General features: G+C 38.3%; 33 protein-coding genes. 10 read left to right on the forward strand and 23 right to left on the reverse strand.

Going from position 1 to position 24272, the window contains the following annotated elements; translation table 11 throughout:
• Positions 1–36: 36 nt before the first annotated feature.
• The 3 genes from AC1M9B_RS03130 (at position 37) to AC1M9B_RS03140 (ending at position 2900) form a co-directional block, all read left to right on the forward strand.
• Positions 37–465, forward strand: coding sequence for a phasin family protein (locus tag AC1M9B_RS03130; protein ID WP_481591128.1), 429 nt, complete (start codon positions 37–39; stop codon positions 463–465).
• Between the two features lie 168 nt (positions 466–633).
• Positions 634–906: an HU family DNA-binding protein gene (locus tag AC1M9B_RS03135; protein ID WP_035263613.1), complete on the forward strand. Its 273-nt coding sequence runs from the start codon at positions 634–636 to the stop codon at positions 904–906.
• Positions 907–1034: 128 nt separating this feature from the next.
• Positions 1035–2900 (forward strand): SurA N-terminal domain-containing protein, encoded by a 1866-nt coding sequence (locus AC1M9B_RS03140; protein WP_481595332.1) that lies wholly within the window; start codon positions 1035–1037, stop codon positions 2898–2900.
• A gap of 74 nt (positions 2901–2974) precedes the next feature.
• Here the strand turns inward: AC1M9B_RS03140 and AC1M9B_RS03145 are convergent, their stop codons facing one another.
• Positions 2975–3907, reverse strand: a complete 933-nt coding sequence (locus AC1M9B_RS03145; RefSeq protein ID WP_481587489.1) for an AraC family transcriptional regulator — start codon at positions 3905–3907, stop codon at positions 2975–2977.
• Between the two features lie 188 nt (positions 3908–4095).
• Here AC1M9B_RS03145 and AC1M9B_RS03150 point away from each other — a divergent pair, with 188 nt between their 5' ends.
• Entirely contained in the window at positions 4096–5307 is a 1212-nt protein-coding gene (locus AC1M9B_RS03150; protein WP_481608534.1) for an alkane 1-monooxygenase, read from the forward strand.
• A gap of 38 nt (positions 5308–5345) precedes the next feature.
• Here the strand turns inward: AC1M9B_RS03150 and AC1M9B_RS03155 are convergent, their stop codons facing one another.
• The 6 genes from AC1M9B_RS03155 to AC1M9B_RS03180 all read right to left on the reverse strand — a co-directional run bounded on the left by AC1M9B_RS03155 (position 5346) and on the right by AC1M9B_RS03180 (position 10813).
• A complete protein-coding gene (locus AC1M9B_RS03155) occupies positions 5346–5831 on the reverse strand; it encodes a GNAT family N-acetyltransferase (RefSeq protein WP_481608535.1) in 486 nt (161 codons plus the stop codon).
• A 73-nt stretch (positions 5832–5904) separates the two neighbouring features.
• Complete coding sequence (locus AC1M9B_RS03160) at positions 5905–7104, reverse strand: acyl-CoA dehydrogenase family protein (protein WP_035263603.1); 1200 nt, start codon at positions 7102–7104, stop codon at positions 5905–5907.
• 30 nt (positions 7105–7134) lie between these two features.
• Positions 7135–8430 carry an acyl-CoA dehydrogenase family protein gene (locus AC1M9B_RS03165; protein WP_092766330.1) on the reverse strand — a complete coding sequence of 432 codons (1296 nt, stop codon included), beginning with the start codon at positions 8428–8430 and terminating at the stop codon, positions 7135–7137.
• Between the two features lie 227 nt (positions 8431–8657).
• The gene (locus AC1M9B_RS03170; protein WP_481608536.1) at positions 8658–10031 is read right to left on the reverse strand and encodes an ABC1 kinase family protein; all 1374 of its coding nucleotides are present in this window, start codon (positions 10029–10031) and stop codon (positions 8658–8660) included.
• 143 nt (positions 10032–10174) lie between these two features.
• Positions 10175–10480 (reverse strand): hypothetical protein, encoded by a 306-nt coding sequence (locus AC1M9B_RS03175; RefSeq protein ID WP_481594617.1) that lies wholly within the window; start codon positions 10478–10480, stop codon positions 10175–10177.
• 123 nt (positions 10481–10603) lie between these two features.
• Positions 10604–10813, reverse strand: a complete 210-nt coding sequence (locus AC1M9B_RS03180; protein WP_035263597.1) for a cold-shock protein — start codon at positions 10811–10813, stop codon at positions 10604–10606.
• Positions 10814–11184: 371 nt separating this feature from the next.
• On the opposite strand from AC1M9B_RS03180, the gene prmB reads away from it, so the two are divergent.
• From prmB to AC1M9B_RS03195, 3 genes are all read left to right on the forward strand, one after another.
• Positions 11185–12195, forward strand: a complete 1011-nt coding sequence (gene prmB / locus AC1M9B_RS03185) for a 50S ribosomal protein L3 N(5)-glutamine methyltransferase (protein WP_481608537.1) — start codon at positions 11185–11187, stop codon at positions 12193–12195.
• A 14-nt stretch (positions 12196–12209) separates the two neighbouring features.
• Complete coding sequence (gene aroC, locus AC1M9B_RS03190; protein WP_481608538.1) at positions 12210–13295, forward strand: chorismate synthase; 1086 nt, start codon at positions 12210–12212, stop codon at positions 13293–13295.
• 98 nt (positions 13296–13393) lie between these two features.
• Positions 13394–13747 (forward strand): hypothetical protein, encoded by a 354-nt coding sequence (locus AC1M9B_RS03195; protein ID WP_481608539.1) that lies wholly within the window; start codon positions 13394–13396, stop codon positions 13745–13747.
• A 44-nt stretch (positions 13748–13791) separates the two neighbouring features.
• Here AC1M9B_RS03195 and AC1M9B_RS03200 read toward each other — a convergent pair whose 3' ends face one another.
• On the reverse strand, positions 13792–14268 hold the full coding sequence (locus AC1M9B_RS03200; protein ID WP_481608540.1) for a hypothetical protein: 477 nt from the start codon (positions 14266–14268) through the stop codon (positions 13792–13794).
• 148 nt (positions 14269–14416) lie between these two features.
• The gene (locus AC1M9B_RS03205) at positions 14417–14965 is read right to left on the reverse strand and encodes a hypothetical protein (protein WP_179998064.1); all 549 of its coding nucleotides are present in this window, start codon (positions 14963–14965) and stop codon (positions 14417–14419) included.
• Between the two features lie 272 nt (positions 14966–15237).
• Between AC1M9B_RS03205 and AC1M9B_RS03210 the strand changes: the two genes are divergently transcribed.
• Together AC1M9B_RS03210 and AC1M9B_RS03215 are read left to right on the forward strand one after the other, a co-directional pair.
• Positions 15238–15471: a hypothetical protein gene (locus tag AC1M9B_RS03210; RefSeq protein WP_035270711.1), complete on the forward strand. Its 234-nt coding sequence runs from the start codon at positions 15238–15240 to the stop codon at positions 15469–15471.
• A gap of 310 nt (positions 15472–15781) precedes the next feature.
• Positions 15782–17044, forward strand: coding sequence for a tyrosine-type recombinase/integrase (locus AC1M9B_RS03215; RefSeq protein ID WP_481608541.1), 1263 nt, complete (start codon positions 15782–15784; stop codon positions 17042–17044).
• A gap of 13 nt (positions 17045–17057) precedes the next feature.
• On the opposite strand, the gene AC1M9B_RS03220 is transcribed toward AC1M9B_RS03215, so the two are convergent.
• From AC1M9B_RS03220 to AC1M9B_RS03275, 12 genes are all read right to left on the reverse strand, one after another.
• Complete coding sequence (locus tag AC1M9B_RS03220; protein WP_481608542.1) at positions 17058–17324, reverse strand: helix-turn-helix domain-containing protein; 267 nt, start codon at positions 17322–17324, stop codon at positions 17058–17060.
• On the reverse strand, positions 17324–17524 hold the full coding sequence (locus tag AC1M9B_RS03225; RefSeq protein ID WP_481607392.1) for a hypothetical protein: 201 nt from the start codon (positions 17522–17524) through the stop codon (positions 17324–17326). Before AC1M9B_RS03225 ends, AC1M9B_RS03220 begins: the two co-directional genes overlap by 1 nt.
• Positions 17517–17810 (reverse strand): hypothetical protein, encoded by a 294-nt coding sequence (locus AC1M9B_RS03230; protein ID WP_481608543.1) that lies wholly within the window; start codon positions 17808–17810, stop codon positions 17517–17519. The genes AC1M9B_RS03225 and AC1M9B_RS03230 overlap by 8 nt, the downstream gene beginning before the upstream one ends.
• A 2-nt stretch (positions 17811–17812) precedes the next feature.
• A complete protein-coding gene (locus AC1M9B_RS03235; RefSeq protein WP_481608544.1) occupies positions 17813–18007 on the reverse strand; it encodes a hypothetical protein in 195 nt (64 codons plus the stop codon).
• A 4-nt stretch (positions 18008–18011) separates the two neighbouring features.
• Positions 18012–18503, reverse strand: a complete 492-nt coding sequence (locus tag AC1M9B_RS03240) for a hypothetical protein (protein ID WP_481608545.1) — start codon at positions 18501–18503, stop codon at positions 18012–18014.
• On the reverse strand, positions 18503–18820 hold the full coding sequence (locus AC1M9B_RS03245) for a hypothetical protein (protein ID WP_481608546.1): 318 nt from the start codon (positions 18818–18820) through the stop codon (positions 18503–18505). Before AC1M9B_RS03245 ends, AC1M9B_RS03240 begins: the two co-directional genes overlap by 1 nt.
• A gap of 132 nt (positions 18821–18952) precedes the next feature.
• Positions 18953–19240 carry a hypothetical protein gene (locus AC1M9B_RS03250; RefSeq protein WP_481608547.1) on the reverse strand — a complete coding sequence of 96 codons (288 nt, stop codon included), beginning with the start codon at positions 19238–19240 and terminating at the stop codon, positions 18953–18955.
• On the reverse strand, positions 19237–19854 hold the full coding sequence (locus AC1M9B_RS03255) for a lambda exonuclease family protein (protein WP_481608548.1): 618 nt from the start codon (positions 19852–19854) through the stop codon (positions 19237–19239). Before AC1M9B_RS03255 ends, AC1M9B_RS03250 begins: the two co-directional genes overlap by 4 nt.
• Positions 19835–20683, reverse strand: a complete 849-nt coding sequence (gene bet / locus AC1M9B_RS03260; protein ID WP_481608549.1) for a phage recombination protein Bet — start codon at positions 20681–20683, stop codon at positions 19835–19837. The genes AC1M9B_RS03255 and bet overlap by 20 nt, the downstream gene beginning before the upstream one ends.
• An 11-nt stretch (positions 20684–20694) precedes the next feature.
• The gene (locus AC1M9B_RS03265; protein ID WP_481608550.1) at positions 20695–21714 is read right to left on the reverse strand and encodes a hypothetical protein; all 1020 of its coding nucleotides are present in this window, start codon (positions 21712–21714) and stop codon (positions 20695–20697) included.
• 10 nt (positions 21715–21724) lie between these two features.
• Positions 21725–22126, reverse strand: coding sequence for a hypothetical protein (locus tag AC1M9B_RS03270; RefSeq protein ID WP_481608551.1), 402 nt, complete (start codon positions 22124–22126; stop codon positions 21725–21727).
• Complete coding sequence (locus AC1M9B_RS03275) at positions 22101–22367, reverse strand: hypothetical protein (RefSeq protein WP_481608552.1); 267 nt, start codon at positions 22365–22367, stop codon at positions 22101–22103. The genes AC1M9B_RS03270 and AC1M9B_RS03275 overlap by 26 nt, the downstream gene beginning before the upstream one ends.
• Before the next feature lie 263 nt (positions 22368–22630).
• On the opposite strand from AC1M9B_RS03275, the gene AC1M9B_RS03280 reads away from it, so the two are divergent.
• The gene (locus AC1M9B_RS03280; protein ID WP_481608553.1) at positions 22631–22759 is read left to right on the forward strand and encodes a hypothetical protein; all 129 of its coding nucleotides are present in this window, start codon (positions 22631–22633) and stop codon (positions 22757–22759) included.
• On the opposite strand, the gene AC1M9B_RS03285 is transcribed toward AC1M9B_RS03280, so the two are convergent.
• Positions 22754–23038 (reverse strand): hypothetical protein, encoded by a 285-nt coding sequence (locus AC1M9B_RS03285; RefSeq protein ID WP_481608554.1) that lies wholly within the window; start codon positions 23036–23038, stop codon positions 22754–22756. The genes AC1M9B_RS03280 and AC1M9B_RS03285 overlap by 6 nt on opposite strands.
• Before the next feature lie 481 nt (positions 23039–23519).
• Entirely contained in the window at positions 23520–24221 is a 702-nt protein-coding gene (locus AC1M9B_RS03290; RefSeq protein ID WP_481608555.1) for a S24 family peptidase, read from the reverse strand.
• Between the last annotated feature and the right edge of the window lie 51 nt (positions 24222–24272).

Below are 24272 nucleotides of genomic sequence, written 5' to 3' on the forward strand. Positions count from 1 at the left end.
GATCAAGATGTAAATAACAATAAAGAACAGGAATTAATGGACAACTCACAACCTGCAAACTCACGTAAAACAAAGTATCAACGTAAGTCCACACTTGATTTTCGTAAATATACTAAACAAATTTGGCTTGCTGGTTTAGGTGCTTTTTCTCGCGCAGAGGAAGAAGGTAATAAAATGTTTGACTCTTTAGTCAAAGTTGGTGAAGAGCTTGAATCTAAAACGGTTGAATTTACTGATCAAACAGTAAACAAAGTTGCGGAAAAAACTAAAGAGTCTGTTACGGATAAAAAAGATAAGGTGGAAAAACTTTTAGATCACGGGGTGAGTACTTCGCTTAATCGTATTGGGCTCGTCTCAACTAAAGATGTACAACATCTTGAGAATATGATTTTAGATATTCACCAGAAATTAGATGTGCTCATTGCTGAAAATCAAGCTTTACGAGCTAAACTCGAAAAAAAATGATGGATTTAGAGATAAAACTGTAATTTTGGTATTTTTTGTCGCTTATTTTGATCAAAACAGGTCGAGCAGTATTGCGTTTCCCCCCAAAGCATTGCTATAAAGTCGTCATGGCCTTTTAAAATACAAGCCTTGGATTTTAAACAAACGATATAAGAGGACGTAATCTTCATGAATAAATCAGAATTGATTGATGCAATTGCAGAGAAAGGGGGATTGTCTAAGACTGATGCTGGTAAGGCATTGGACGCGACTATTGCTTCTATTGGCGAAGCGCTGAAAAAAGGTGACTCTGTTACTTTAGTAGGATTTGGTACTTTCAGCGTTAAAGATCGTGCTGCACGCACTGGTCGTAACCCGAAAACTGGCGAAGAATTACAAATTAAAGCAAGCAAAGTTCCTAGCTTTAAAGCTGGTAAAGGTTTAAAAGATTCTGTAGCTTAATTCTTATTAAGTCCAAAACGCGCCGACTTGGCGCGTTTTTTATTAAAAAGAAAATTTATGGCTTCATCTGATATATTCGGTTTGGATTATCAGTTAGAATCGCTTTGAAATAAAATATTGGAATACCTATGGAATCGTTTCGTAAACTCATTAAAGGGTGGCTCGGCAAAGTCCTTCTAGTATTATTTTTGACACCATTGGCATTGGTCGGTATTGAAGGCTATTTCGGTGGTGGAAACAAAGATGGGATTGCTAAAACCGTTAATGATTTAGAAATTTCTAATAAAGAGCTAGAAGTTCAAACGAAGAATTATAAAGATCAATTCTTACAAATGGTTCAAGGTGATGAATCACTTCTGAATCAATCGTATATTGAACAAATGGCTCTAGATAGTTTAATTGATCGTGCTTTATTGGTTCAGCAGGCTGAAAAGTTAGGCATCAGTTTAAGTGATGCTCAGATTGAACAAATGATTGCTCAACAGCCAAGTCTGCAGGTTGATGGTAAATTTTCACAACAAGCTTATGAAAACTATCTTCGATCAATTAATATGACGAGCCAGGGTCTAATCCAAAATTTAAGACAAGATCATGCGCTTCAAATGTTAGTTTCAAGCATTCGTGATAATTCTTTGGTAAGCCAAAGTGATATTCAGCAAATCGCAAATCTACAAGGTGAGCAACGTACGTTATTTATGTCATCTGTAAAATTGGATGATTACAAAACGTCTTTAAAAATAACTGATGCTGAAGTCGCTGCTTATTATGAAAAACATAAAGTGCTGTTTAAGCAACCAGCCTCAGTTGATCTTGATTATGTATTGGTAACGCCTGCTATGGTAGCAAATGCCACAACAACTGTTACAGATGCAGAATTAAAACAAGCTTATGATCAATATGTAACTCAACAAAATAAAAATGCCAAAGTTGAAGTCCAACATATTTTGATTACAACAGATAATCGTACTGCGCTTGAGGCTGAAAAAATAGCCAATGAGGTCTATGCAAAAATTAAATCAGGATTATCTTTTGCAGAGGCCGCTCAACAGTATTCTGAAGATTCTAGTTCCAAAGATAATGCGGGTCGAGTTGATGGTTATGAAGCCGGTGTATTCGGTGATGCTTTTGATAATGCAGTTCAAGCTTCAAAAGGTACGATTTCTAAGCCAGTAAAAACCGATTTTGGTGTACATATTATTCAAGCTAAAGCTGATCAAGTGAATGTTGCTAGTTTTGAGTCTGAAAAAGCACGTCTTGAAGCTGATTTATTAAAATCTAAAAATGCCAATGCTTATTCTGATCTAGTAAATGGTTTGAACGAGCTCGTTGTAAGTAGCGATGCATTAGATGTAGTCCCTCAGGAATTAAAATCGGCTAAATTGGTCACTGCGAATAATGTAACTCTTGCCACTCAAAATACAGTCCTAGCGGATCCTGCTGTAAAAGCTAAGATCTTTAGTCAAGATGTAAAAAATGGTGATCGTAACGCGACCAGCAATATACAATTGGCGAATGGTGATACAGTTTGGTTGAAAGTTCGTGAATACCGTGAAGCTGGTGTTCAACCTTTATCAGTAGCAAAAGCGAAGGTTAAAGAAAAGCTGTTGAATCAAAAGGCATATGAAGCTGCTCAAGCAAAAGTTGCTGCAATGTTAAAGGATTTTAAAACACTACCTTCGCAGCAGGTTTTAACTAAGCATCAGCAATCTTTCGTAAATGCTGGTGTTTTTAGTCGTTCTCAAGGTCTTAAACGAGAAATTGAACGTGCTGCATTTAGTGTACCTGCACCTAAAGCAGGAATGTGGTCTGTGACTACAGCTCAATTACCAAATGAAATGGTAATTATCGGTGTGGCTGAGGTAAAAAAACCATCTATGGATTCGATTTCGGCTGAAGAAAAACAGCAGCTTGCACAGCTCTATCAAAACTATCGTGGTACACAATTACTTAAAGATTACACTGAGTATTTAAAGTCAGTTGCAAAAATTAAGTAACTCACCAGTAATTCTATCTTCATAAAAAAGCACTTCGGTGCTTTTTTTATTTTGCTATGATTTATTCAATTCGATTAATTCAAATAAGTATTCCGATACTGGCTTGGACTGCATAGATAATGTTTTTTGAAGGCTTGACTAAATGCGGTCTCTGATGAATAACCAACTTTGTGCGCGATTTGTTGGATTGAAAGCTGGCTCAAGCGTAAAAGTTGACTGGCTAATCTTAAACGGTGTTTCTGTAAGTATGCTAATGGTGTTTCATTCACCATATTTTGAAATAAATGAGCGAATTTTGAACGCGACATAAAGCAAGTTTCTGCCAATGATTCTACAGTCCAGTTTCGTTCTGGTTGGCTGTGAATCGCTGAAAATGCAGGGCTCAATTCTGGGTGAGTAAGTGCATTTAACCAGTTATTCTGATCTGTAAGCGTGGAAATGTAATCTCTCACGCATTCGATTAACATAATACTCACCACGTGATCCATAATCTTATGGCGACCAGGTCGGTTCATCTTGGTTTCATCAGCCACGAAATAAAGCCCGATCCTTAACCACTCCGGCTCTCTAGCATTCAGTGCATTGTTTAAATGGATATAAGTGGGTAAGGCTTGAATCAATGGTCCACCCATAATACTGTCCATGTTAGATCGTATACTGAAGATGAGAGATTTCTCAGATTTATCATCTTCGTCACCGAGGATAATTTCATCATCTCTTAAACCTTTAAATAAATGATCTATTTGAGTAATGTTGACTAATCTTTGTTCTTGATGGCTATAGGCTTGATGTGACATTCCAGAAGGAATAATTGCCATATCTCCAGCTTTTAAGTGTAGCTGTTCGCCATTTTGAAATTTAAAAAAGGCTTCACCGTATAATAAAATATAGGTAATCATGGCTGTTTGATGACTTAACTCAAAAGCCCATTTACCTTGTGCTTGAAGGTAGAGATATTCCGTATTTTTGAGGTGAATATCTTCAAAAACTTGACTGAGGGCATCCATGTTTTTCGTATATTCCCTATACGCTTACAATTGCTGAATCTTAACATGTGTAAAGATTTCTATAATGTATTTTAGCTTCAAAATCGTTGTGGAAATACGACTCAATAGCTTTTTTGGACGATTACGACTGTATTTGAAATTTGAAATGAACAAAGATAAAAATAAGAAATAGAAAAGGAAAATGGCAAGTGAATGCAAAGGTAAAAGTTGAAGAGTTATTGAGTCAGAACCCGATAGCGCAAGGCTTACAACTGGATAAGAAGCGTTACTTATGGTTGCTTAGTCCAGCACTACCTGTATTAGGGATGGGCTTTTTGGCTGGATATCAATACGGACCTAAAGCAACTAAAAAATTGTTTGCATTAGGTGGACCTTTATTATTACACGTAATTATTCCCACCATTGATGCTTTGGTCGGTACTGATGAGAATAATCCGAGTGATGAGCAGATCAAAAAATTAGTCAGTGATCCTTACTATGATCGTATAGTAAAAATGTTTGTGCCTTTACAATATGCAGCCAATTTTTTTGCTGGATATGTGGTCTCTCGTAAAGAAACCCCATTGTTGGATCAGTTGTTGATTGGTTGTACTATGGGGTTGATCAATGGTATTGGTGTGAATACTGCCCATGAACTATGCCATCGACCGAAGCGTGCAGATCATTATTGGTCACACGTGACACTAGCACCACTTGGATACAATCATTTCCGTATTGAGCACCCATATGGGCATCATAAGCGCGCAGCTACTCCAGAAGATCCAGCGACCTCTAAGATGGGTGAGACCTTTTATGAGTTTCTTCCAAGAACCATTAGCGGTGGCTTGAAGTCAGCAATACTGATTGAAAAACATCGATTAAATCGTAAGGGTGAGTCGTTCTTTTCACTGAAAAATGAGCTATTTCACGGCGCAGCCATTAGTGCAACTTTTCACGCAACGATGCTAAAACTGTATGGTAAGAAAATTTTACCATTCTTAGCCATTCAGTCACTTTATGGTGTGACTTTATTCGAAATGGTCAACTATCTTGAGCACTATGGCTTATTGCGAGAAAAGAAGGAGGATGGAAGTTACTCGCGCACTATGCCTGAACATAGTTGGAATAATAATAACATCACAACCAATCTATTCTTATACCAGTTGCAGCGCCATTCGGATCATCATGCTTATCCGACACGACCATTCCAAGCATTGAGAAACTTTGAAGAAGCGCCAGTGTTGCCAAGTGGATATGCGACGATGTTGATCCCAGTATTAATACCTAAGTTATGGTTTAAAATTATGGATAAGCGCGTATTTGACCATTATGGTGGCGATTTAAATAAAGCCAATATTCATCCAAAACGACGAGCAAAAATTTTTAAAAAATTTGGTGTTATTGATAAATTATTGGGCTAACACTCAAAAATAAAAAAACCGACCATGGGTCGGTTTTTTTATAATACTTTTAACATGCGTATTTCGCATGCATCACTATGTCCAGTATTTCCTAATGAGTGTTGTAGATGTTGAAAACCTAATTTTTCATATAATTTTACAGCCTGCCAGAGAGATGCTGTGGTTTCGAGATAAATTTGCGTGTAACCCTGATCTCGTGCAAATTGGATACATTTTTCTAGAATTTGTTTTGCAAAACCCAAACCTCGTATTGAGGGCATAAAATACATTTTTTGTATCTCTAGGGTGTTTTCGTGGCCCAGCAAAGGTGCAATGCCCCCACCACCAAAGACCTCGTGTTGGTCATTGCTAATAACCCAATATATGGAGTGAGGTTTTGTATAAACGTCATAGAGTTGATCTAGAATTGGATCTGCTACTGCGAAGCCTGATTCAGCAGCGAGAGCAAACTCCACAGAGACTTCACGAATGATTTTTGCAATATGGGGATTATCTTGGGGTTGAATAGTTCGAATAAAGTACATAATCGATGAAACTTAGTAAATCTTCACAGAGTATATCTAAGTTTCATCGGAGTTGAGTTTAATTCAACGTGATTTATTTCAATTCGCTTGATGATTTTCCAAGTTCACGGCGCGCAACAATAAGCTGTTGAATTTGTTGTGTACCCTCGAAGATATCTAGTATTTTGGAATCACGCGCCCATTTTTCCAACAACTCATCTTCGGTATAGCCTACACTTGCAGCAAGTTCGACACACTTCAATGTAATTTCATTACAAATTCGTCCAGCTTTCGCTTTTGCAATTGAAGCTTCACGCGAGTTAGGCTTTTTATTGTCAGCCATCCATGCAGCTTTTAGGGTTAATAAACGAGCAGCTTCCCATTCTGCTTCCATACGATAAATCTGAGCTGCAATATTTGAGGATTGAAGGTAGGGGGTGGCATATTCAGCATCTAGTTGGTCTTTAAAAATTTCCTTGATACGCTCTAAAGACGCTTTAGAGCACCCAACTGCCATTGCGGCCACAAGAGGGCGTGTATTATCAAAAGTTTCCATGACGCCAGCGAAACCTTTTGCAACATCGATTTCAGCATTGCCTAATAAATTTGCAGCAGGGACACGACAATCGATAAAGCGAATGACAGCAGTATCTGAAGCTTTAATTCCGAGTTTATGTTCAAGACGTTCAACGGTCATGCCAGGCGTGCCTTTAGGAACAACAAATGATTTGATTGCTGCACGCCCAAGTTTTTTATCGAGTGTTGCCCAAACCACGACTGAATCAGCTCGTTCACCAGAAGTGACGAAAATTTTCTCGCCATTTAAAATATAATCATCACCATCTTTAGTCGCTGTGGTGCGTATTGCTGCAGAATCAGATCCACAGCCTGGCTCGGTAATTGCCATCGCAGCCCAAGTTCCTTTGAAGCGTTCAAGTTGCTCTTCATTGGCTACAGCAGCAATTGCAGAGTTACCTAATCCTTGGCGAGGCATGGTAAGTAATAAACCAGTATCGCCATAACACATCTCAATTACACCCAAAGCAGTAGACATGTTCACGCCATTTTTGTTGCCTTGAGTCGTATCTCCACGTTTATTGACGGCAGCGCCAGCATTCATACCATCGCCACCTTCATTCATACCATCCAATAGGGATGCTAACATGTCGAGTTCTTTGGGATAAGCATGTTCAGCTTTATCATATTTGCGTGAAATAGGGCGAAGCACGTTTAACGCTGTCTGATGAGCTTGATCAACAAGCATTTTAAATTTTTTCGGATTTTCTAAATTCATCATCTTTGTCCTTAAATTTTTATTATTTGATTAAGCATGTAAACCAGAATGCATAATGGCAGTAGCACGCAAATCCCGATACCAACGTTCAACTGGATGTTCTTTGGTAAAGCCATGTCCACCTAAGAGTTGTACGCCATCAGTGCCAATTTTCATTGATTTTTCTGCACACAAAATTCGTGCTAAGTATGCTTCACGATGGAAACTTAAACCTGATTCTGCGCGGCTTGCAGCATTCAAAACCAACATTTTCATAGCATCAATTTCAATAGCCATATCCGCGATCATAAATGCAACACTTTGACGGTGGGATATTGGTTCACCAAATGCAGTGCGTTCATTGGCATACTGAATGCAATATTGTTTAACCGCTTGGCATGTACCCACTGCCATTGCACACCACATTAAATTGCCCAGATCAATGAACGCTGAATAATCAAAATCTTGCTCATTTAGTTTAAATGCTGGTGTGTTGTTAAATTTTAGGCTTACAGATTGGGTTGCTTTCAGCCCCATTGCTGGATTTGCTTTATATGAAATCGTTTCATTTCGCTCAACAATGAAAACCTGAGCTGTTCCATCTAAATCTGCGGAAACCAATAAAAGATCTGCCTGCTCACCTAGAATAACGATAGTTTTTTCACCATTAATGACAAAATGATCGCCTTGGCGTGTCGCTTTTGTTTTTAATTGGAAAGGGTTGAAAGCAGGTGTATTTTCCTGAACAGCAAAAGTTGCAAATAGATCATCTTGTTCGCTAAATGCCGACAAATACTTATTTTGAATCTCTGCTGAACCCCACTGTGTAATTGCATTAATGACTGAGAACGTGGAGAGTAATGTAGCTGTTAATGAGAAGTCACCTTGTGCAAGTTGCTCTGCGATCAGCACATTTGTAACCACATTCTTTTCTGAAGCAACGCCGCCGTATTGTTCAGGCAATGCATAATAATTGACACCTAAATCTTTAAATTGAGCCCATAAGTTTTCTGGAAAAGTAGCTTGGTGGTCGGCTGTATGTGCTAGGGGGTAGAGAACTTCATGAGCAAATTGTTGCATCGCATCAACAGTCATCTGTTGTTCTTCAGAAAGGCTGAGATCAAATAACCCTTTTTGCTGATTGGATAGACGTTGAGTCGGAGTATTGGATTTTTGTTTAAAAATTTTCTGTGTAGAGCCCAAGGTTTTAAATCCAGCCTTAGAACCTTGATAAAGCGAGCGTTCGATAATTTTTCTTAGTTTTAATTGATCGATTAAATCACTGCCTGCGAGCTTAGTGATCAAGGCTAAGCCTAAACCTTGCGCTTTGTTTGCGATATCATTCATTGTTGTAAATTCCCTGATGGTTTTTTTATACAACAAGATCGTGACATGTGTTTAGTGAAATGACTATGTCGAAAATGACTAGCTTAAAAGACTTTTTTGACCAAACAGATAAATGGTAATTGAATAGGTATTCTAATGAAATTTAAGATATATTCTTTTTAGTAATTCAATTTTTTATTTAATAAATTGACCATAGTGACACGATAGATCACTATGGTCTTTGTTCCTTAAACATATGATTGGATCATTTTGCGCACATTTGTTTTTGCTTCGATCACAGTCATGAATGTATATGCACCTATGAACTTACGACTGATGAACATAAATTCTTTCGGTGGAACTGAAAAATAGCGCGATGCCATCGACTTGGATGCTCGTTGCATCACACGGCTATGCAGTTGGCTTTGTTTCCAATCATAGCGCTGCTGTTCATCCATAATGCCTGTTGGTAGGTCTGGATTATTGCTATAAGTACTAAAAGCTTCAGTAGCTAGAAGGAACACTTTTGCCATGTCAGGTTTAATGCTTAATGGCATTGCATCGAAAAACTCATAACCTGTCATAGCATTGACCATGGCTTGAGCATCATGATGATAGCCCGCGGTAATTAAATTACGAGCTACCTTGAGGAGTTGATCATCAAATTGACGGATCGCACCGAAGTCTAAAAGAATGATTTTATCTTCAATTTGCGCGCCGTCACCTAAGCGTACTAGGTAGTTACCAAAGTTAGGATCAGTCTGCATCTCGCCCCATTCAAACACTTCACGAACGGCAATTTCAAGCGATGCTTCACCTAATTTGTTGCGACGTTCCTGAGGGAGTGAAAGCATGACTGGGCTATTAATCGGAACACCACGCTCAAAAGTCATACAAAGCACTTGATCTGTACAATATTGATCAATAATTTGTGGAACAACATAACGCGGATCATCTTTTAAACGCGCTCTAAAACGACGTGTTGTTTCAGCTTCAATTATGTAATTTACTTCACGGTGCATCATTTCGCGAACCTCATCAAACCATTGATCAAATTCACGAGTTTGAGGAACCATGCGTGTAAGTTTGAGCATGTTCTTAAACAAGCTCATATCTGAGTCAATTGCGCTTGCTACACCGGGATATTGAACTTTGAGCACCAATTCAAGACCATCAGACTTACGTGTTGCACGGTGAACCTGTGCTAATGATGCGGTGCCTAAAGGCTCATGATCAATAGTGAGATCATCGAGTTTAGAGCCAAGTTGGTTGCGCAGTTGCTCATGGATCGCAGGCCACGCGAGGGCAACGGTCTGATTATTTAAAGTGTTTAAAGCTTGCGTGATCTCTTCAGGTAGAAAATGCTCACCATATAACGCCATCATTTGACCAATTTTGACGATAGAGCCTTTTAATTTACCGATTTCAGCAACGAGATAGTCAGCTTGTTCTTTCATCGCTTGTTTACGTTTTTTTTCTTTTTCTTCTTCGCTTGAAAAAATAGAACTCGCACTTGAAGCAGCCCAGCGTGTGCCAGCCAGTAGAGAAGCTTTCGCAATCGAAAGACGGCGATCCATTGAAGAAGTTTTTAATTGTTTAAGCTTTTCATTCTGATCTGACATGAAGTTTAGGTCCTTTAAGCGAATCGCGCAGAGAAATCATTGTATTGAATATTACATGTTATGAACGTATTAAAATAGTTCAAGTATTTCAATATCAGGTGTATAAATGGTCAATTTATTCAAACTTAAATAGCCTAAGCTTTTTAAAGTCGATATTTAACTGGGAGTTGAGCTCGAGTAGACAGAGACACGCGATACTCAGAGATGAATAACTTCATTAAGTTGACAACAGTTTCATGAATAAATCCAAGGGCATATGCTTTGATAATAATGACGCTAGGTAAGCTGAAGAAAAAATATTTAACATCATCCAAACTTGGATTTTCAAAAATTTGATGATCCATCAAAAATTGCTTAAGAAATTGTTTTTCTGTTGTGACACGAGGGGAAGAATCATCACTCCAGTAATTTTGACGCATTGCCATTAAATTATTGTGTTTATAACTCATACTTTAACTTTTGAAATTCACTTTAACTTTTATTAGTTTGAGTCTAAATTTTCTTTTTCAAGTCTGGTGAGCTTTTCGAGAGACAAAAAAAGCGGGCAAAGCCCGCTTCTTTTTAACAGTTAATTAAACTGCTACGATGTCAACAGCGTTAGGACCTTTAGGACCTTGAGTTACGCTGAATTCAACTTGTTGGCCTTCAGCCAAAGTTTTAAAGCCTGAACCTTTGATTTCGCTAAAGTGAGCAAAAACGTCAGGACCGTTTTCTTGTTGGATGAAACCGAAACCTTTAGTTTCGTTGAACCATTTAACTGTACCTTTAACAGTATTAGACATAATAGGAATCCTAATAAAACTTTAATGTTATGAGTTTGAACTCAATGATGTAACTTGGAAAAAAAATGAAACTTAAAATCTGAAACCAAACGTAGGATTATGACTAACACTGCGAAATAAAAGATTTAATGAAACAACATAAATTTTCTAGTTGGCTTCGAGTATACACGATTATTTTCAATATCGTTAGTTTTAATCAACTTTCTCGCTATTTTAAAACCTGAATGAGTAGACCTTATTCAATGGATAATTCTAACTATTCAAATTTTCAATACAAATTTGCCGAATAACACCGATAGAACTTTTTATTAATAGGATAAAACAAGGTATCATAGAGCGTTTTTAAAAAATTGACCTTGGAGACGCCTTAAGTGGATCGACCGACTATTAGCCCTGAACATCTACAGGAAGCCGCTGAAAACTTAACAACTATTCGAGATTTTATTCGTTTTGGAGTTACAGCATTACGTCAATACGATGCACACTTAGGTCAAGGTACTGAAGATTATTTTGCTGAAAGTTCTGCTTTAGTTTTACAAACTTTGTCACTAGACTGGAATGCCGATGCTGAGATTTTAGACTCAAAATTGCTGCCAAGCGAAGTTGCGGAATTCTTGAGTTTACTCGAACGTCGTATCAATGACCGTGTTCCTACTTCATATTTATTAAATCTTGCTTATTTCTTTGGTAAACCATTTTATGTAGATGAGCGTGTACTGATTCCACGCTCACCAATCGTTGAGCTAATTGAAAATCGTTTTGCACCTTATTGTTTGACTGAAAATGGTGAAATGGGAGAAGCGGTCAATAATTTGCCAGTGAATCCAAATCCTAAAACTCCACAGCGTATTTTGGATATGTGTACTGGCTCTGGTTGTATCGCAATTGCTTTGGCATATGCATTCCCTGATTCTGAAGTCGATGCTACTGATATTTCAAAAGAAGCCCTTGAGGTTGCTCAAATCAACTGTGAGCATCACAATAAACAGTATCAAGTCGCTTTATTGGAATCTGATCTTTTTGCTAAAATACCTGCTGAAAATCAATACGATTTAATTATTTCTAATCCGCCGTATGTCGATGCTGAAGATATGGCAGATTTACCAGATGAGTTTCATCACGAGCCAGAATTGGCATTGGCAGCGGGTCAAGATGGTTTGGATCTTGTGCGTAAAATGCTGGCTCAAGCCGCAGACTATTTAACTGAAGATGGTTTAATCGTCATTGAAGTGGGCAACTCAGAATGGGCGATGAAGCAAAACTTTAATACTGTTGATTTCTACTGGTTGCAATTCCAACGTGGTGGATCAGGTATTTTTGCACTGACTGCAGCACAATGCCGTCAATATCGTGATTTATTCATTCAATCTATTCAAGTTTAAAGGAGTTGTTGAACATGGCTGGCAATAGTATTGGACAATTGTTCCGTGTAACAACTTGTGGTGAATCTCACGGTGTTGGTTTGATGGCGATTGTAGATGGAGTTCCACCAGGTCTGAAGTTATCAGCTGAGGACTTACAAATAGACTTAGATCGTCGTAAACCAGGTACCTCTAAATTTGCAACACAACGCAAAGAACCAGATGAAGTTGAAATTATTTCAGGTGTGTTCGAAGGTAAAACCACTGGGACATCCATTGGTCTTTTAATTCGTAATACAGACCAAAAATCTAAAGATTACGGTAATATCGCACAAACTTTCCGTCCAGGTCATGCAGACTATACTTATACACAAAAGTATGGTTTCCGTGATTACCGTGGTGGTGGTCGCTCAAGCGCACGTGAAACAGCGATGCGTGTTGCAGCGGGTGCAATTGCTAAAAAATTCTTATTTGAAAAATTTGGTATTGAAATCCGTGGGCATGTAACTCAAATCGGAACTGAAAAAACAGCAAAATTAGATTGGAATGAAGTGCCGAATAATCCATTCTTTTGTGGTGATGTTGATGCCGTACCACGCTTTGAAGCACTTGTGACATCATTGCGTGAAAAAGGAACAAGCTGTGGAGCACGACTTGAAATTATTGCTTCTAAAGTACCCGTAGGCTGGGGAGAACCTGTTTTCGACCGTTTAGATGCTGATATCGCTCATGCGATGATGTCAATTAATGCGGTTAAAGGTGTAGAGATTGGTGATGGTTTTGGCGTGGCTGAACAATTTGGTCATGAAACACGTGATGAACTGACAACTGATGGCTTCTTAGCGAATCACGCTGGTGGTATATTAGGTGGTATCTCAAGTGGTCAAGATATTCGTGTATCAATTGCACTAAAACCTACTGCTTCTATTACCACACCAGGCAAAACGATTACCATTAATCGTGAAGATATGGATGTTCTTACTAAAGGTCGTCACGATCCTTGTGTGGGTGTTCGTGCGACACCAATCGCTGAAGCGATGCTTGCAATCGTGTTAATGGATCACTTTATGCGTCATCGTGCCCAAAATGCCGACGTTGTTGCGCCATTTGAGCCAATTTAACCAAAGTAAAAAAGCGTATGATGTAAAAAGCCAGATGATTGATCTGGCTTTTTAATATAATTTTAAAATTGCAATTGAACGTTTTATGGGGAATTCAATTGAAAATAAGGATATTGGTTGGGGCGATGGTCTTATTCGGATTATCGTATAGTTATGCGAATGGCTTAACACAATCTCAGTTTGATATTGAAGTGAAGTCAATTTATAACGAAATTGAAGCGAGTCAAATTCGACTACATCAATCGGTCGATAGTAAGCAGAATATTTCGTTGATCATTCAAAGAGCTTGTGAATATGCAGATGCATTAAATGCTTTAGAGCGAATAGCACAAAAGAATATTCATATGGCTAAAGCAAAAGAAGAAGCATTATTTGCAAAAAAAATGAGAAATTCTTTTGAGTTATCATTCCAAGATTTAGGAACAAGTTATCAAAAAAGTTGTAAGCCTTAAAAAAAAGCCAGTTCAACGAACTGGCTTTTTAGTGAATAATTCATTTATTCGATAGTTTGACCTGTATAACCTTTGATAAATGTTAAGTAAGCAGAAGACTTCTGACCGTCAGCTTGCAGGATGGGACGAGTCACTTCGCCGTTAGCTGTCACGATTTTTAGATCAATTTGTTTTGCATCTCTAAATGAGTTTAAAAAACTTACAGGAACGACAATAAAATTAGATGAATTCGTTACACCAGCTGCAGTTGCATATTGGGTTGGTTGAATTGTTGAATAGACATAAGGCTGACCATCAACAATAAAGTTCAATTGTTTTATATCGTGCTGTATAGTGTCATTTACATCTGCAGTTATTTTAAAACCATTACGCTTTTCATCATTCCAACGGAGTGCAAGCTCAGGGCAAATTTCATCAGTAGCACAGATGAGAGGTCCTTTGGTTTCAACACGTTCTGGATAACTTCCTGCACAACCTGTTAATACAACCAATGCTGAAATAAGCGCTAGTTTGATTTTCATGATTTTACCTATTGTCTTGTTTATTATAACTGTGTACACAATTTGTTAAATCTAACGAAAAATTCTAAAAAATGAAATGCCTAGCAGTCTAATTACACGTTGCAGTTTTGTATCGATGATTAAAAAAAGACCCATAGTGGGTCTTTTTTTACTTTTGCTTAAATTGTTGGTAGCCACTTTTAAATGTTTGATAGGCAAACGATGCATGCCCATCTTTTAAAATGCTATGCGTAATAGCACCTTGATCTGTCACTACAGCAATATCGATAGATTTAGACTGATCAAACATAACGACAAAATTCATTGGTACATCAATGTAATTTGTAGAGTTAATGAGATCGGAATTGTTGACTGATCGTGTATTGGTTTGAGTTAAAGTTGTGTAAGGATAAGTTTGACCATCTAGCGTGAAAATCACTTGCTTGATATCAAAAGATTTTCGATCAAATAGATTGGTATGTACTCTAAATAAATTATTGCTCTGCTGTTTCCAATCAAATGTTAACTCAGTACATGGTTTTGATGGTTCACAAATCACCTGACCACGTGTTTCAATTCGCTTGGCATTTTCTGAAGGTTTAAAATCAATAACATTAGATGCATAAGCTTTTGCAGAACTTGCATTTGGTTTATTGGATACAACGATACACCCACTCAGTGAAAGAGCAGTAAGAATAGATATAAATTGAACTTTCATTATTATCAACCAGTTAAATAGATGTTGTTTTTGTATATGCTAAATTTAGCATACAATCCATATAAATGTTAACCAGTTATCAAAAAATATATATTTATTGTCGTGTTTTGCTATTTTTCTTTTTGTGATGCTTGTCAGGTTGCTTGAATTAAGTTTAAAGGTGGTAAAAAATAATTGATTGAGTCCTTTATGGTCAAACGTTTCTATTTTTGATTGAACACTTTTCAAAAGGTGATATAACTAAAAATAAAGCGTTAATAAAAGAGTATGAAATGAAAACGACTGTGAAATATGTGGTGCTGAAGAGCAAAGACTATCAATTGGGCACTCCATTGTTTGAAGAAACCATCGAGGCAGACTATGCGTATTTCGATTCAATTCCATCAGTCATTCAGTACCAGAATCATGAGTTTAAAGTGAAGTCAAAAGAACTTAATCGAAAGCAAATATTTGATGACTTTGAAGAATCACAAACAATCTTAGTTAAAGTCATCGCACTGAATTAATTTAAAGGCAGCCTTGAGCTGCCTTTCTTATTCTCATCACTATTCATTATCTATTTTATAATATAGTTCTATTCGAAATTAAGCACGGTTCAATATGCACCAAACATTCCCAATCCAAAGTAGGTTAGGTGGATTCTACTTTTTCTATAACACCATTGTGGATTATTCTTAACTTAAAATTATATATTTATTAGTGGTTTATATCAATTTTAACGATGCTATAAAAGTCTTAAAAAATCACGTGTAGACTATTTGTAGACTGTTGAGAAGCATGATTTAATAAACTTACTGAAGGTTTATTGGATTAATCATGAAACTCAACAAGTCTAATGTTGATGCTATCCCATTGACGGATTCTGGTCAAAAAATTATCAGAGATAAAGATTTGATCGGTTTCGCGATTCGTGTCACCACAAAATCAAAATCCTATATTGTAGAACGAAGACACGAGGGGAAACTTTATCGAGTCGTGATTGGGAAAGCGAACGAAATACCCGTAAATTCTGCTCGAGCAAAAGCCCAAATGATTTTGGCTCAAATCTCCAATGGGGAATACATTAGTCTAAATGAAAAAGTTTCCGTAAATAATTTTTTAAATATTACTGTAGATGAGGCATTAAAGATTTATATCGATAGAAATGAATTCAAACCTAAAACAATTAGGCAGTATAAAAAATACTTTGATTTATACTTAAAGTGGTCAGATCGTAAGCTCTTTGAAATAACAAAAAAAGAAGTCCTGGATAAATTTATCGAAGTATCTGAGCTCAGCAAGTCATCAGCCAATGGTGCAATTTCATTGCTTGGCACGGTCTGGAAATATATTCATGTGCTTTATTCGACCGATGAAAACCCAATTTTAAAAAGCAATCCGGTAGATATTATTGCCGTAACTAAAGGCTGGAATAAGATTGAAAGTCGTAATAGGCATTTAGATAAAAGTATCATTCATAAGTACTACAACGCCGTTTTGAATTATGAGGATGAACTTAATCTAGAAAATACAGCACGATCCAACACGCATAGAGATATCATTTTATTTACCATGTATACCGGTTGCCGTCGTCAAGAAGTCTGCGGTCTTAAATGGGAAGATGTGAATTTTAAAGAAGGTATAGTTATTTTTAGAGATACGAAAAATGGTTCTAATCATGAATTTCCAGTAGGGGATCATTTGCTGTCTATATTAAAAGAAAGATACTTACTAAAAGAAAATGATTGGGTTTTCCCAGCGACTAAACTTCCAACTTCTCATAATATTCACGCCACTGTTGTAGATACTGCGCTCAAGAAAATAGGTGCTCAGGTTAATTTTTATGTATCGATGCACGATTTTAGGCGTACCTTCGCGTCAATATGTAATTTACTAAGGTTTAACATCTATGTGACTAAACGACTCCTTAACCATACTGCTAGACCACGGTTAGATGTCACGGGTGGATATGTTCAAATCCCGATGGAGGAATTAAGAGCATCCATGAATATGATTGAGGTTGTATATCAAGGGAAAATTGATTGTTTTAATTATGAAAGTGTATGGGATGAAAGACTTAAGCAATTAAAGGCAGGGTAAACCTGCCTTATTATTATGCGTATTGAGCTGTGCAGGTGACGGTTCTGCTTTTTTCGAATGCTAATACATCAGCTTTTCTATATGCAACTCGTCGACCAATTTTGGTGTAGGGGAGTTCAGACCCATCACAGCGCATTCTAGCCAATGTCCAAGGGGAACAATCTAAATATAACGCTACCAAATCTTGTCCAAACTTTTGATCATTAGGTGCATCTAAAAATGGTTTTAATAATTTAGATCGTTCATCTTCATTGATATTCTTAAAACTTTTTAAAGCCATTAAGAAACCTCCTTTAAGCTCTCAACCACACTCTCAGGTAAATCATGTTCAAATAACCACTCTTGAACGATGTGATATAGAGCGCCTAATTCACCATCTGTTAATGTGCCTTGAATACCTGTTCCATTTCCTACACGTGGACCAATCAATTCAAGAAAGTTCTTTGCAAAATCAATGTTTGTGCGTTGAATTTCAGTCATTGTCTTGCTCCATTTCAATATCTTCATCGGTAAATTCACGAGATCCTGGAGTCGCAAACTTTTCGGTTGCTCCATATTCTTCCTGCAGATAAGCATTAAAGAATTCGGATTTATCCATCACGCGAAAGCCTTCAGGTAGAGCATCTTGAGCTTGCTTAAAGATAGACTCTAATGTTGTTCGAGTAGGGTATTGGCCCAAAGGAAGCGACATGGTTACAACTGCTTGCTGACCAGACTCTTCTTCAACCGCATAAACCTTCATTTCAATTTTAATTGGTGCATTCATTTTCATTTGGCTGGCTCCTGTGCTTCTTTTGTATTGACCCAATAATCGATGCTTACTTCAGCTTGCAATTCAAAAGTTTTCTTGCAGCTATTACATTTCACATCCCATTCACCAACATGGTCATCCTCATGAACTTGGTCGAAAATATCGTCGCGGTTCATACCCCATGAGCAGTAAGGGCAATTAAAGTCATACATCGCTTCACCCCTGTGCTTGCAATCCGAGCATTCGGCGATATTCATCTCGAATAGCACTAGCTTCAACTTCTGATGAACAAAGAACAAAGCGATCACGCTCAACTTGGCCGCCAATGAATTTAAATTTCCATACTCCAAACAGCGGCGTGGTTTGAATAATTGCGTCTTCAATTTTATTTACTTGAATTATGTCTTCATGATCTAAGTAGTCGCCAAGATCATCCAAGTTACCAGCCTCATAACAGTAGTTTTCAGGCTCGCTATCATCTTGATACCAAGTCTTAATTTTTGATTTCTCAACCAAAACAAACCCTTCCGCCACACTCGCTTTGGCTGCTTGCCACATTGACCACATTTGACGAGTTTGCTCTTTCATCCAAATGACTTTAGTGCCTTCAACCACATGATCAAATAACTTTTCGTCAGACGCGTAATCTTTAAGCATGTCGTAAACGAAAGTCTTCTTAAATTCAGCGATAAAATTTTGAATATCCATCACGCCACCTTCGCTAAATTTGCCAACTGATTAACTCGAACCGCCTGAAAATATCTATTCGCAATGCCGAGCCTCAAATCATGAATAAAATCTTTGCCATATTTAAAATATTGAGTGAGAAATAACTCGTAACGCTGAGCTAAATACTCATCCAAGTGATAAAACTCTTTAACTCTGTGGCGCTCGAATGGTATTGCGCCACGCTTTCCATCCTTAGTGATGACCATTAAATCTTTCTTTAATGTAATCTTGTGACCGCCACGCTCAAGCCATTCTAAAAAAGGTCCTGAGATGCTATTTGGTAATAACTTAGCCATTTCGATATCCCCACGTACTCACAAAGTCTTTAACGCATGCCTCGATTCCGAACAGATTGATATCTCTATAAGTTTTAACTCTGCCTCTACATGTGATTTCAACTGTGCGAGTTTGACTGTTGTATGTGTGGCTCATGCTGCCACCTCAGCTTTAAATTTGTCGGCCAAGTCATGCATAAGAAGATTGCCAGACCCTGTTTGATACCAAATTCCCAATTCACCATTAAGCTTGAATCTTAAAATTTCGTATTGCTCAGCATTGGTAAAAACATCAGCACCTTGATCAACAAGCCACTCCGAAAAATCGTTTTGCTGAGATACACGCAAAGCAATTCGATTTTTATAGGCTCGAGCACTTGGGTAGCGATTACGTAGTATCTGCCAATCGCTTGGTGGTTTGACCTTAATTCGCTGTCTCATGCTGCCACCTCGAAAGCTTGTAGCTGTTTTAAGGCAATATCGACATTGCGATTAAAAGCAATCACTTCATTTTCAACACCCTGAATATCTAAGTCCTTTGCATAAACTCTTTTAATAAAAAGCTGTAAATGTTCAGGTAGGCGAGGGTCGTAACTCACAAAATCACACCACGCTCGACGAGTACAGGCCAACTGCCATGTGATCTGTGGAATATATTCAGCAGGTACCTCATCCATTAAAATGGTGTTTAGGTGTATGGTTGTAGATGGGCACTTAATTTCTAATTGACCATCTTTACAAACCAAACCATCTGGACTCGCCCCACTCATTTCAATAGCAGGGTGATCAACCAACCCCACGTTTAAAACAATCACACCACGCTCATTTTCATAAGCAGTAATTGCAAAAGGTTCTTGATCGATACCCCATTGCATCAATGCGGTCGGCTTTGATTCCTCCTGAACGCCAGTTATGCGCTCAGAAAGAATAGTTAGTGTTAAGGCGTTATACTTCTTGCCTTTAGTTGGCTTAGCACCCATGTCTTTTATGCGCGATGCGGTAACTTTTCCACATCTTTGAGCATGCCAATCACCATTACGCTGGAGAATGTTCATAAGTCTCTCCATGTGATTGATCTGCTTTTTCTGCTGCTGCTTTAAGCGACTCTTTATGAATAGTCCAGAAGTGAGAACGGCATTTACCTTTAGGTAGTGAATCAAAACCAGCTTGAAGAGCCTCAAGACCCTCAAGAGCTAAGGCGCGCATTTCATTCAGATGCTGCAGCTCAAATTCCTCATAACCATTAGGGATTGTATTTTCATCGAAGCCACTAACTGTTTTAGGTGAGTTATTCTCCTGAATTCGTTCCGCTTCATCTTGGTCATAAATACCAACAAAACCAAAAGCCAAGCGTGCGCACTGAATCAAAGCTTTATGGCGTAAAAAGCGTTTAGGGTGGGATTGCCAAGGTCCTGCAAAACCATTAGCACCCATTGGCTCACGATATACTTCATCCAGATATTCACGAACTACAGTAGGGCGGTCACGGTCTTTGCGGTAAATCAAGCAATCCACCCATTCAGGGCAATCAACCTTTGCCTTATTCATACGAACCATGTTGTCCGAAAACACAAACTCAATTCCGTTAAGGTTTGGGTTGCTATTGATGATGCGAGACCAACCATCAACACCCACTACAGGAATAATGCCTTTACTCTTATCAGGGAAAGCGTAGATTTCCTTAGTCCAGGGATTTAATTTGTACTGACTTGCAACAATCAGCAGTGCGCCCATTTGCTCGCGTGTGATTTGTGTCGATGACTTAAAAGCAGTTTGAATTAAAGTTTGCTCAAGCTCAGCAGGATCAACGTTGTGCAAACCAAGCACAGTAGAAAGCTGACTGATCTGAGCGGTAATTAAATTCGTTTGTACTGGTGCATTCATATCATTCACCTTTAGTATTTGATTGAAACATGTGGAATTTGGTTTTTAGCAATCGCACCAATTAATTCTTTTATTTGAGCCTCTGAAATACCCAAACAATGCGCTTGGATCGCATCAAAAGCTTCACGATTAATTAATCGTCGATGCTCCACATCTGCTTTACGTGCTTCTTCAGCCTTACGCTCTGCCTCAGCTTTAGCAAATGCCTCTGCTTTAAGACGCTTACGTTCATTTTCAGCAGCTTGAACCGCACGCAGTTCAGCGGCTTCTTTTTCTGCTTTTAGTCGAGCTTCGCGCTGTTCCGCTTCCAGCTTTTCACGTTGTACACGTTCAGCTTCTAAACGAGCTTTTTCCTCCGCTTCACGAGTTGCACGTTCAGCAGCTTCACGAGCAATTTGTTCTTCATGTTCACGCTGAATGCGTTGTTGTTCAGCAAGGCGCAGTGCTTCGAGTTCTGCTTGCTCTGTTTCAAATTTTTCGCGTTCGATCAATATGACTTTCATGTGCTCTAAGCACTCATATTTACGAAGCTTTGCAACATCCTTGAAATCATCAAATGAGTCATCAATCGCGATTGATTCGATTTCAGCTATTACAGATTTTATTAACTCAGCAGGAGAACCAATATCGATACGACCCTTATCAAATTCAGCTATTTTGCTCTGAATCTCTGCTTCACGTGCTTTTTTAGCATTCTCCCAATCAGTTAACGGCTTGCGAATCTCATCACGCAGGGCATCACACTGGTCACGGAATAGTTTTCGATCTGCATCGATCTTGTTTGTGATTACCGTGTATTGCTCTTTAAGGGCTTTGCCGTGAGCATCAAAAGCGGTCTTTGTAGACGCAACTTTACGAGCCACCGATGCAATCTCTTTGCGACCTTTGTCGGTTAGTAAATCAGGTACAATTGATCTAGCTTGACTAGCAATACGATCAAATAAGGCTTGTGCTCCACCTTCAGTTTTAAAAGCCTCAACAACCTCGTTAGAGTTTTCACTCAAAACTTCCAATTCAAATTTTGCATTCATTTCCAATCCCTCAGTATTCTTCAGCAGCCAACTTCTTTGCTGCTAATTCCTTTTCAAAAGCTTCTTCAACAGCCCACTCGATGCGCTCATTTAATCGATAAATTTGATCATCTGTGAGCATGAATTGCTGACCTTCTTGAATCGCCACACCATCACTTGCAAGCACATCAACAAGCGTATTTTCAATGGCTTTCCACGAGTCGATATCTAAATCAATTTCGTTTTGTGGATCGGAAGTGTGGTTAATCAAAAAGCTTTGTGTGGTTTTAAGCACAGGCATTGAGCAATCAATCGAACAACACCCAAGGCTTAGAGCAAATTGGATTCGATCACCTAAGACAATTTCCGATTCAACTTTAAAAGCTGGAAAACAGGGAGCTAATAAGTCAGTTTGAATTGATATTGCGTTCATGCTGCGCTCCTTGATTTTGTTGATATTCAGCTTCTTTATCGGCTGCATAGAAGCAAGCAGTTGTGAGACCACTCATAATTGAAACTACGACTAGGGCCATAACAATGTTGTGAATGGTGTCTTTAATGAATGACTTAGGTTTCATTTCAGCCTTAGTAGGTGGCTGATATAGGATTGGAGTTGTTTGACTCTGAACTTTGTCAAACTTCGGGGTTTGACTGTGTGATGCGGGTTGATTCATAATAATTTCACTCACAGTTTGGTGTGGGTCATGCTCCAGGTTGTTCGCGCAACGCTGGGGCTTTTTTTACTTGATAATTAAAGCATACTTTAATAAATATGGTGTGTAAAGCATACTTTAATATTATTTTTAAACTTTGCTTTAATTTGTGCTTTAATAGACAAAAGAAAACCCACCGATGGGGTGGGTTAGATGGAGTTTATTATGAGTGAAAAAAAGAAATTGAAGTTGCTGTAATCCCAAAAGGAAGTAAGGTTCAGATTATGGGTTGTTCTTATACCCTACTGGAAGGTGTTAAGGTAGATGGTGTACAAATCTACCTTGATCAAGCCTTAAAAGCTCAAATAGATTTTGATAATGGTATTGGGATTACATCCGAACCTAAATTATGACCAAACATGTTTGCGCAACCACTCTCTAGTCTTGTCTCCTAAAGTTTTAGTCCAGGAGGTGTCTTTAGTGACTAAAGTGACCAGTAACTTATCATCTGAATCCATATAAGGGCTAAGCGCTGTCACTATGTCAGAAGCTTTCCCGGAATGACCAATAATCCAAACTGATTTCAATGGGTTGGTATAACCATTAGCTATAGATTTAATAGCATTAATTAGTTTGCTGTAGTCCTTATCCTTAATTAAGTCGTAGCTGATTAAGTATTTAGGTATTGCCATTATTCTCTCCATCCGATCCAGGAGCCGCTCGGGTATGCGGCATTTGTTTTTTCTTCTAATTTTATGTATTTTAAAATATAGGTGAGGGGGTGCTTATCACACCCCCTCGTTTTTACGCAAACCAAGATAGGATTGCAATTATCAAGTAAAGGTTTATTTTTACTTTTAATTTCAGACCCTTCTTAGTCTGCAACGTCAATGTGATCATTGATAAATCTCTGAAAACAATGGCGAGCGCTCACCAAGTTAAATTGGTGTAACTTGTATAGCGCTATGCCTAGCGCTTGCCCTGAAGGTGTGGCCACACCGTAGGGGCGTTCGGCTCCAATGATTTGCTAGATTCTTCTTGCTTTAAATACATGGCATCCACCAGTGTAATAAAGCATTCGCTAATCTCACCTTCACCTTTAGCGGATTACTAGCCCGCAATTCAGGAGTAGTAGTCCTGAATACCCAAGCCGCATATAGCGGCTTTTATTTTCTAAATCTTTCGATATAAACCAACAACCTTTCCAACCAGGCGGCAATCTTCTGTAAGCTTGATTATCTGTTCAGGCCAATCAGGGTTAAGTGGCTGAAGATATTTTTCACCACCCTCAATAATAAGTTTTTTAAAAGTAGCCTCACTCTCACCACAACAAGCAATGATAACTAAATCATCAGTCTGTAAATCAAAAGTCTGAATGTCAGGATTTACATAAATACGATCACCTGGTTTAAAGTCTGGCTTCATTGAGTTGCCGACAACTACCAACCCATAGCCATTCTTGCCACACTCTTTGATCGGAGGAAGGTGTTCCTCAATCTCCGCATCTTTTAAAACAGTCTCGATCGGCTCAAATGAGCCAGCAGCCACCCAAGAGATAACAGGAACAGGCCGCCCCTCGATATTTATTTTCTGCGCCAAATCGATATTGTTATCAAGTTTTTGATCACTTGATGCGTCTAGCATTCCGTACTTAGGATCACCAGCTAGCCAGTGGGGATTTACACCCAAAAATTGGGCAGCTTTAGCATTTTTAAAGCTATCAAGAGATTTTGTCTTGCCATTAATCCACTGACCAACCGCAGCCACAGATGCTTCGCAATACTTAGCCATAGCCGCTCTGTCCAATTTCTTAAGATTTTTTTTGGACAAGAAATGAGATATGGCCTGATTAATCCGATCCTCAAGAGTACTCATATTAAAATTCACTTTAAATTTAAAGCCAGCTTACAACAATATTAATAAAGC

Source organism: Acinetobacter sp. ANC_7513 (assembly GCF_056779915.1).

Coding starts and splice junctions, on each gene's coding strand:
- AC1M9B_RS03130 (WP_481591128.1), top strand. CDS start 37: ATGGACAACTCACAACCTGCAAACTCACGTAAAACAAAGTATCAACGT.
- AC1M9B_RS03135 (WP_035263613.1), top strand. CDS start 634: ATGAATAAATCAGAATTGATTGATGCAATTGCAGAGAAAGGGGGATTG.
- AC1M9B_RS03140 (WP_481595332.1), top strand. CDS start 1,035: ATGGAATCGTTTCGTAAACTCATTAAAGGGTGGCTCGGCAAAGTCCTT.
- AC1M9B_RS03145 (WP_481587489.1), bottom strand. CDS start 3,907: ATGGATGCCCTCAGTCAAGTTTTTGAAGATATTCACCTCAAAAATACG.
- AC1M9B_RS03155 (WP_481608535.1), bottom strand. CDS start 5,831: ATGTACTTTATTCGAACTATTCAACCCCAAGATAATCCCCATATTGCA.
- AC1M9B_RS03160 (WP_035263603.1), bottom strand. CDS start 7,104: ATGAATTTAGAAAATCCGAAAAAATTTAAAATGCTTGTTGATCAAGCT.
- AC1M9B_RS03165 (WP_092766330.1), bottom strand. CDS start 8,430: ATGAATGATATCGCAAACAAAGCGCAAGGTTTAGGCTTAGCCTTGATC.
- AC1M9B_RS03170 (WP_481608536.1), bottom strand. CDS start 10,031: ATGTCAGATCAGAATGAAAAGCTTAAACAATTAAAAACTTCTTCAATG.
- AC1M9B_RS03175 (WP_481594617.1), bottom strand. CDS start 10,480: ATGAGTTATAAACACAATAATTTAATGGCAATGCGTCAAAATTACTGG.
- AC1M9B_RS03180 (WP_035263597.1), bottom strand. CDS start 10,813: ATGTCTAATACTGTTAAAGGTACAGTTAAATGGTTCAACGAAACTAAA.
- aroC (WP_481608538.1), top strand. CDS start 12,210: ATGGCTGGCAATAGTATTGGACAATTGTTCCGTGTAACAACTTGTGGT.
- AC1M9B_RS03200 (WP_481608540.1), bottom strand. CDS start 14,268: ATGAAAATCAAACTAGCGCTTATTTCAGCATTGGTTGTATTAACAGGT.
- AC1M9B_RS03205 (WP_179998064.1), bottom strand. CDS start 14,965: ATGAAAGTTCAATTTATATCTATTCTTACTGCTCTTTCACTGAGTGGG.
- AC1M9B_RS03210 (WP_035270711.1), top strand. CDS start 15,238: ATGAAAACGACTGTGAAATATGTGGTGCTGAAGAGCAAAGACTATCAA.
- AC1M9B_RS03215 (WP_481608541.1), top strand. CDS start 15,782: ATGAAACTCAACAAGTCTAATGTTGATGCTATCCCATTGACGGATTCT.
- AC1M9B_RS03220 (WP_481608542.1), bottom strand. CDS start 17,324: ATGGCTTTAAAAAGTTTTAAGAATATCAATGAAGATGAACGATCTAAA.
- AC1M9B_RS03225 (WP_481607392.1), bottom strand. CDS start 17,524: ATGACTGAAATTCAACGCACAAACATTGATTTTGCAAAGAACTTTCTT.
- AC1M9B_RS03230 (WP_481608543.1), bottom strand. CDS start 17,810: ATGAATGCACCAATTAAAATTGAAATGAAGGTTTATGCGGTTGAAGAA.
- AC1M9B_RS03235 (WP_481608544.1), bottom strand. CDS start 18,007: ATGTATGACTTTAATTGCCCTTACTGCTCATGGGGTATGAACCGCGAC.
- AC1M9B_RS03240 (WP_481608545.1), bottom strand. CDS start 18,503: ATGGATATTCAAAATTTTATCGCTGAATTTAAGAAGACTTTCGTTTAC.
- AC1M9B_RS03245 (WP_481608546.1), bottom strand. CDS start 18,820: ATGGCTAAGTTATTACCAAATAGCATCTCAGGACCTTTTTTAGAATGG.
- AC1M9B_RS03250 (WP_481608547.1), bottom strand. CDS start 19,240: ATGAGACAGCGAATTAAGGTCAAACCACCAAGCGATTGGCAGATACTA.
- AC1M9B_RS03255 (WP_481608548.1), bottom strand. CDS start 19,854: ATGAACATTCTCCAGCGTAATGGTGATTGGCATGCTCAAAGATGTGGA.
- bet (WP_481608549.1), bottom strand. CDS start 20,683: ATGAATGCACCAGTACAAACGAATTTAATTACCGCTCAGATCAGTCAG.
- AC1M9B_RS03265 (WP_481608550.1), bottom strand. CDS start 21,714: ATGAATGCAAAATTTGAATTGGAAGTTTTGAGTGAAAACTCTAACGAG.
- AC1M9B_RS03270 (WP_481608551.1), bottom strand. CDS start 22,126: ATGAACGCAATATCAATTCAAACTGACTTATTAGCTCCCTGTTTTCCA.
- AC1M9B_RS03275 (WP_481608552.1), bottom strand. CDS start 22,367: ATGAATCAACCCGCATCACACAGTCAAACCCCGAAGTTTGACAAAGTT.
- AC1M9B_RS03280 (WP_481608553.1), top strand. CDS start 22,631: ATGGGTTGTTCTTATACCCTACTGGAAGGTGTTAAGGTAGATGGTGTA.
- AC1M9B_RS03285 (WP_481608554.1), bottom strand. CDS start 23,038: ATGGCAATACCTAAATACTTAATCAGCTACGACTTAATTAAGGATAAG.
- AC1M9B_RS03290 (WP_481608555.1), bottom strand. CDS start 24,221: ATGAGTACTCTTGAGGATCGGATTAATCAGGCCATATCTCATTTCTTG.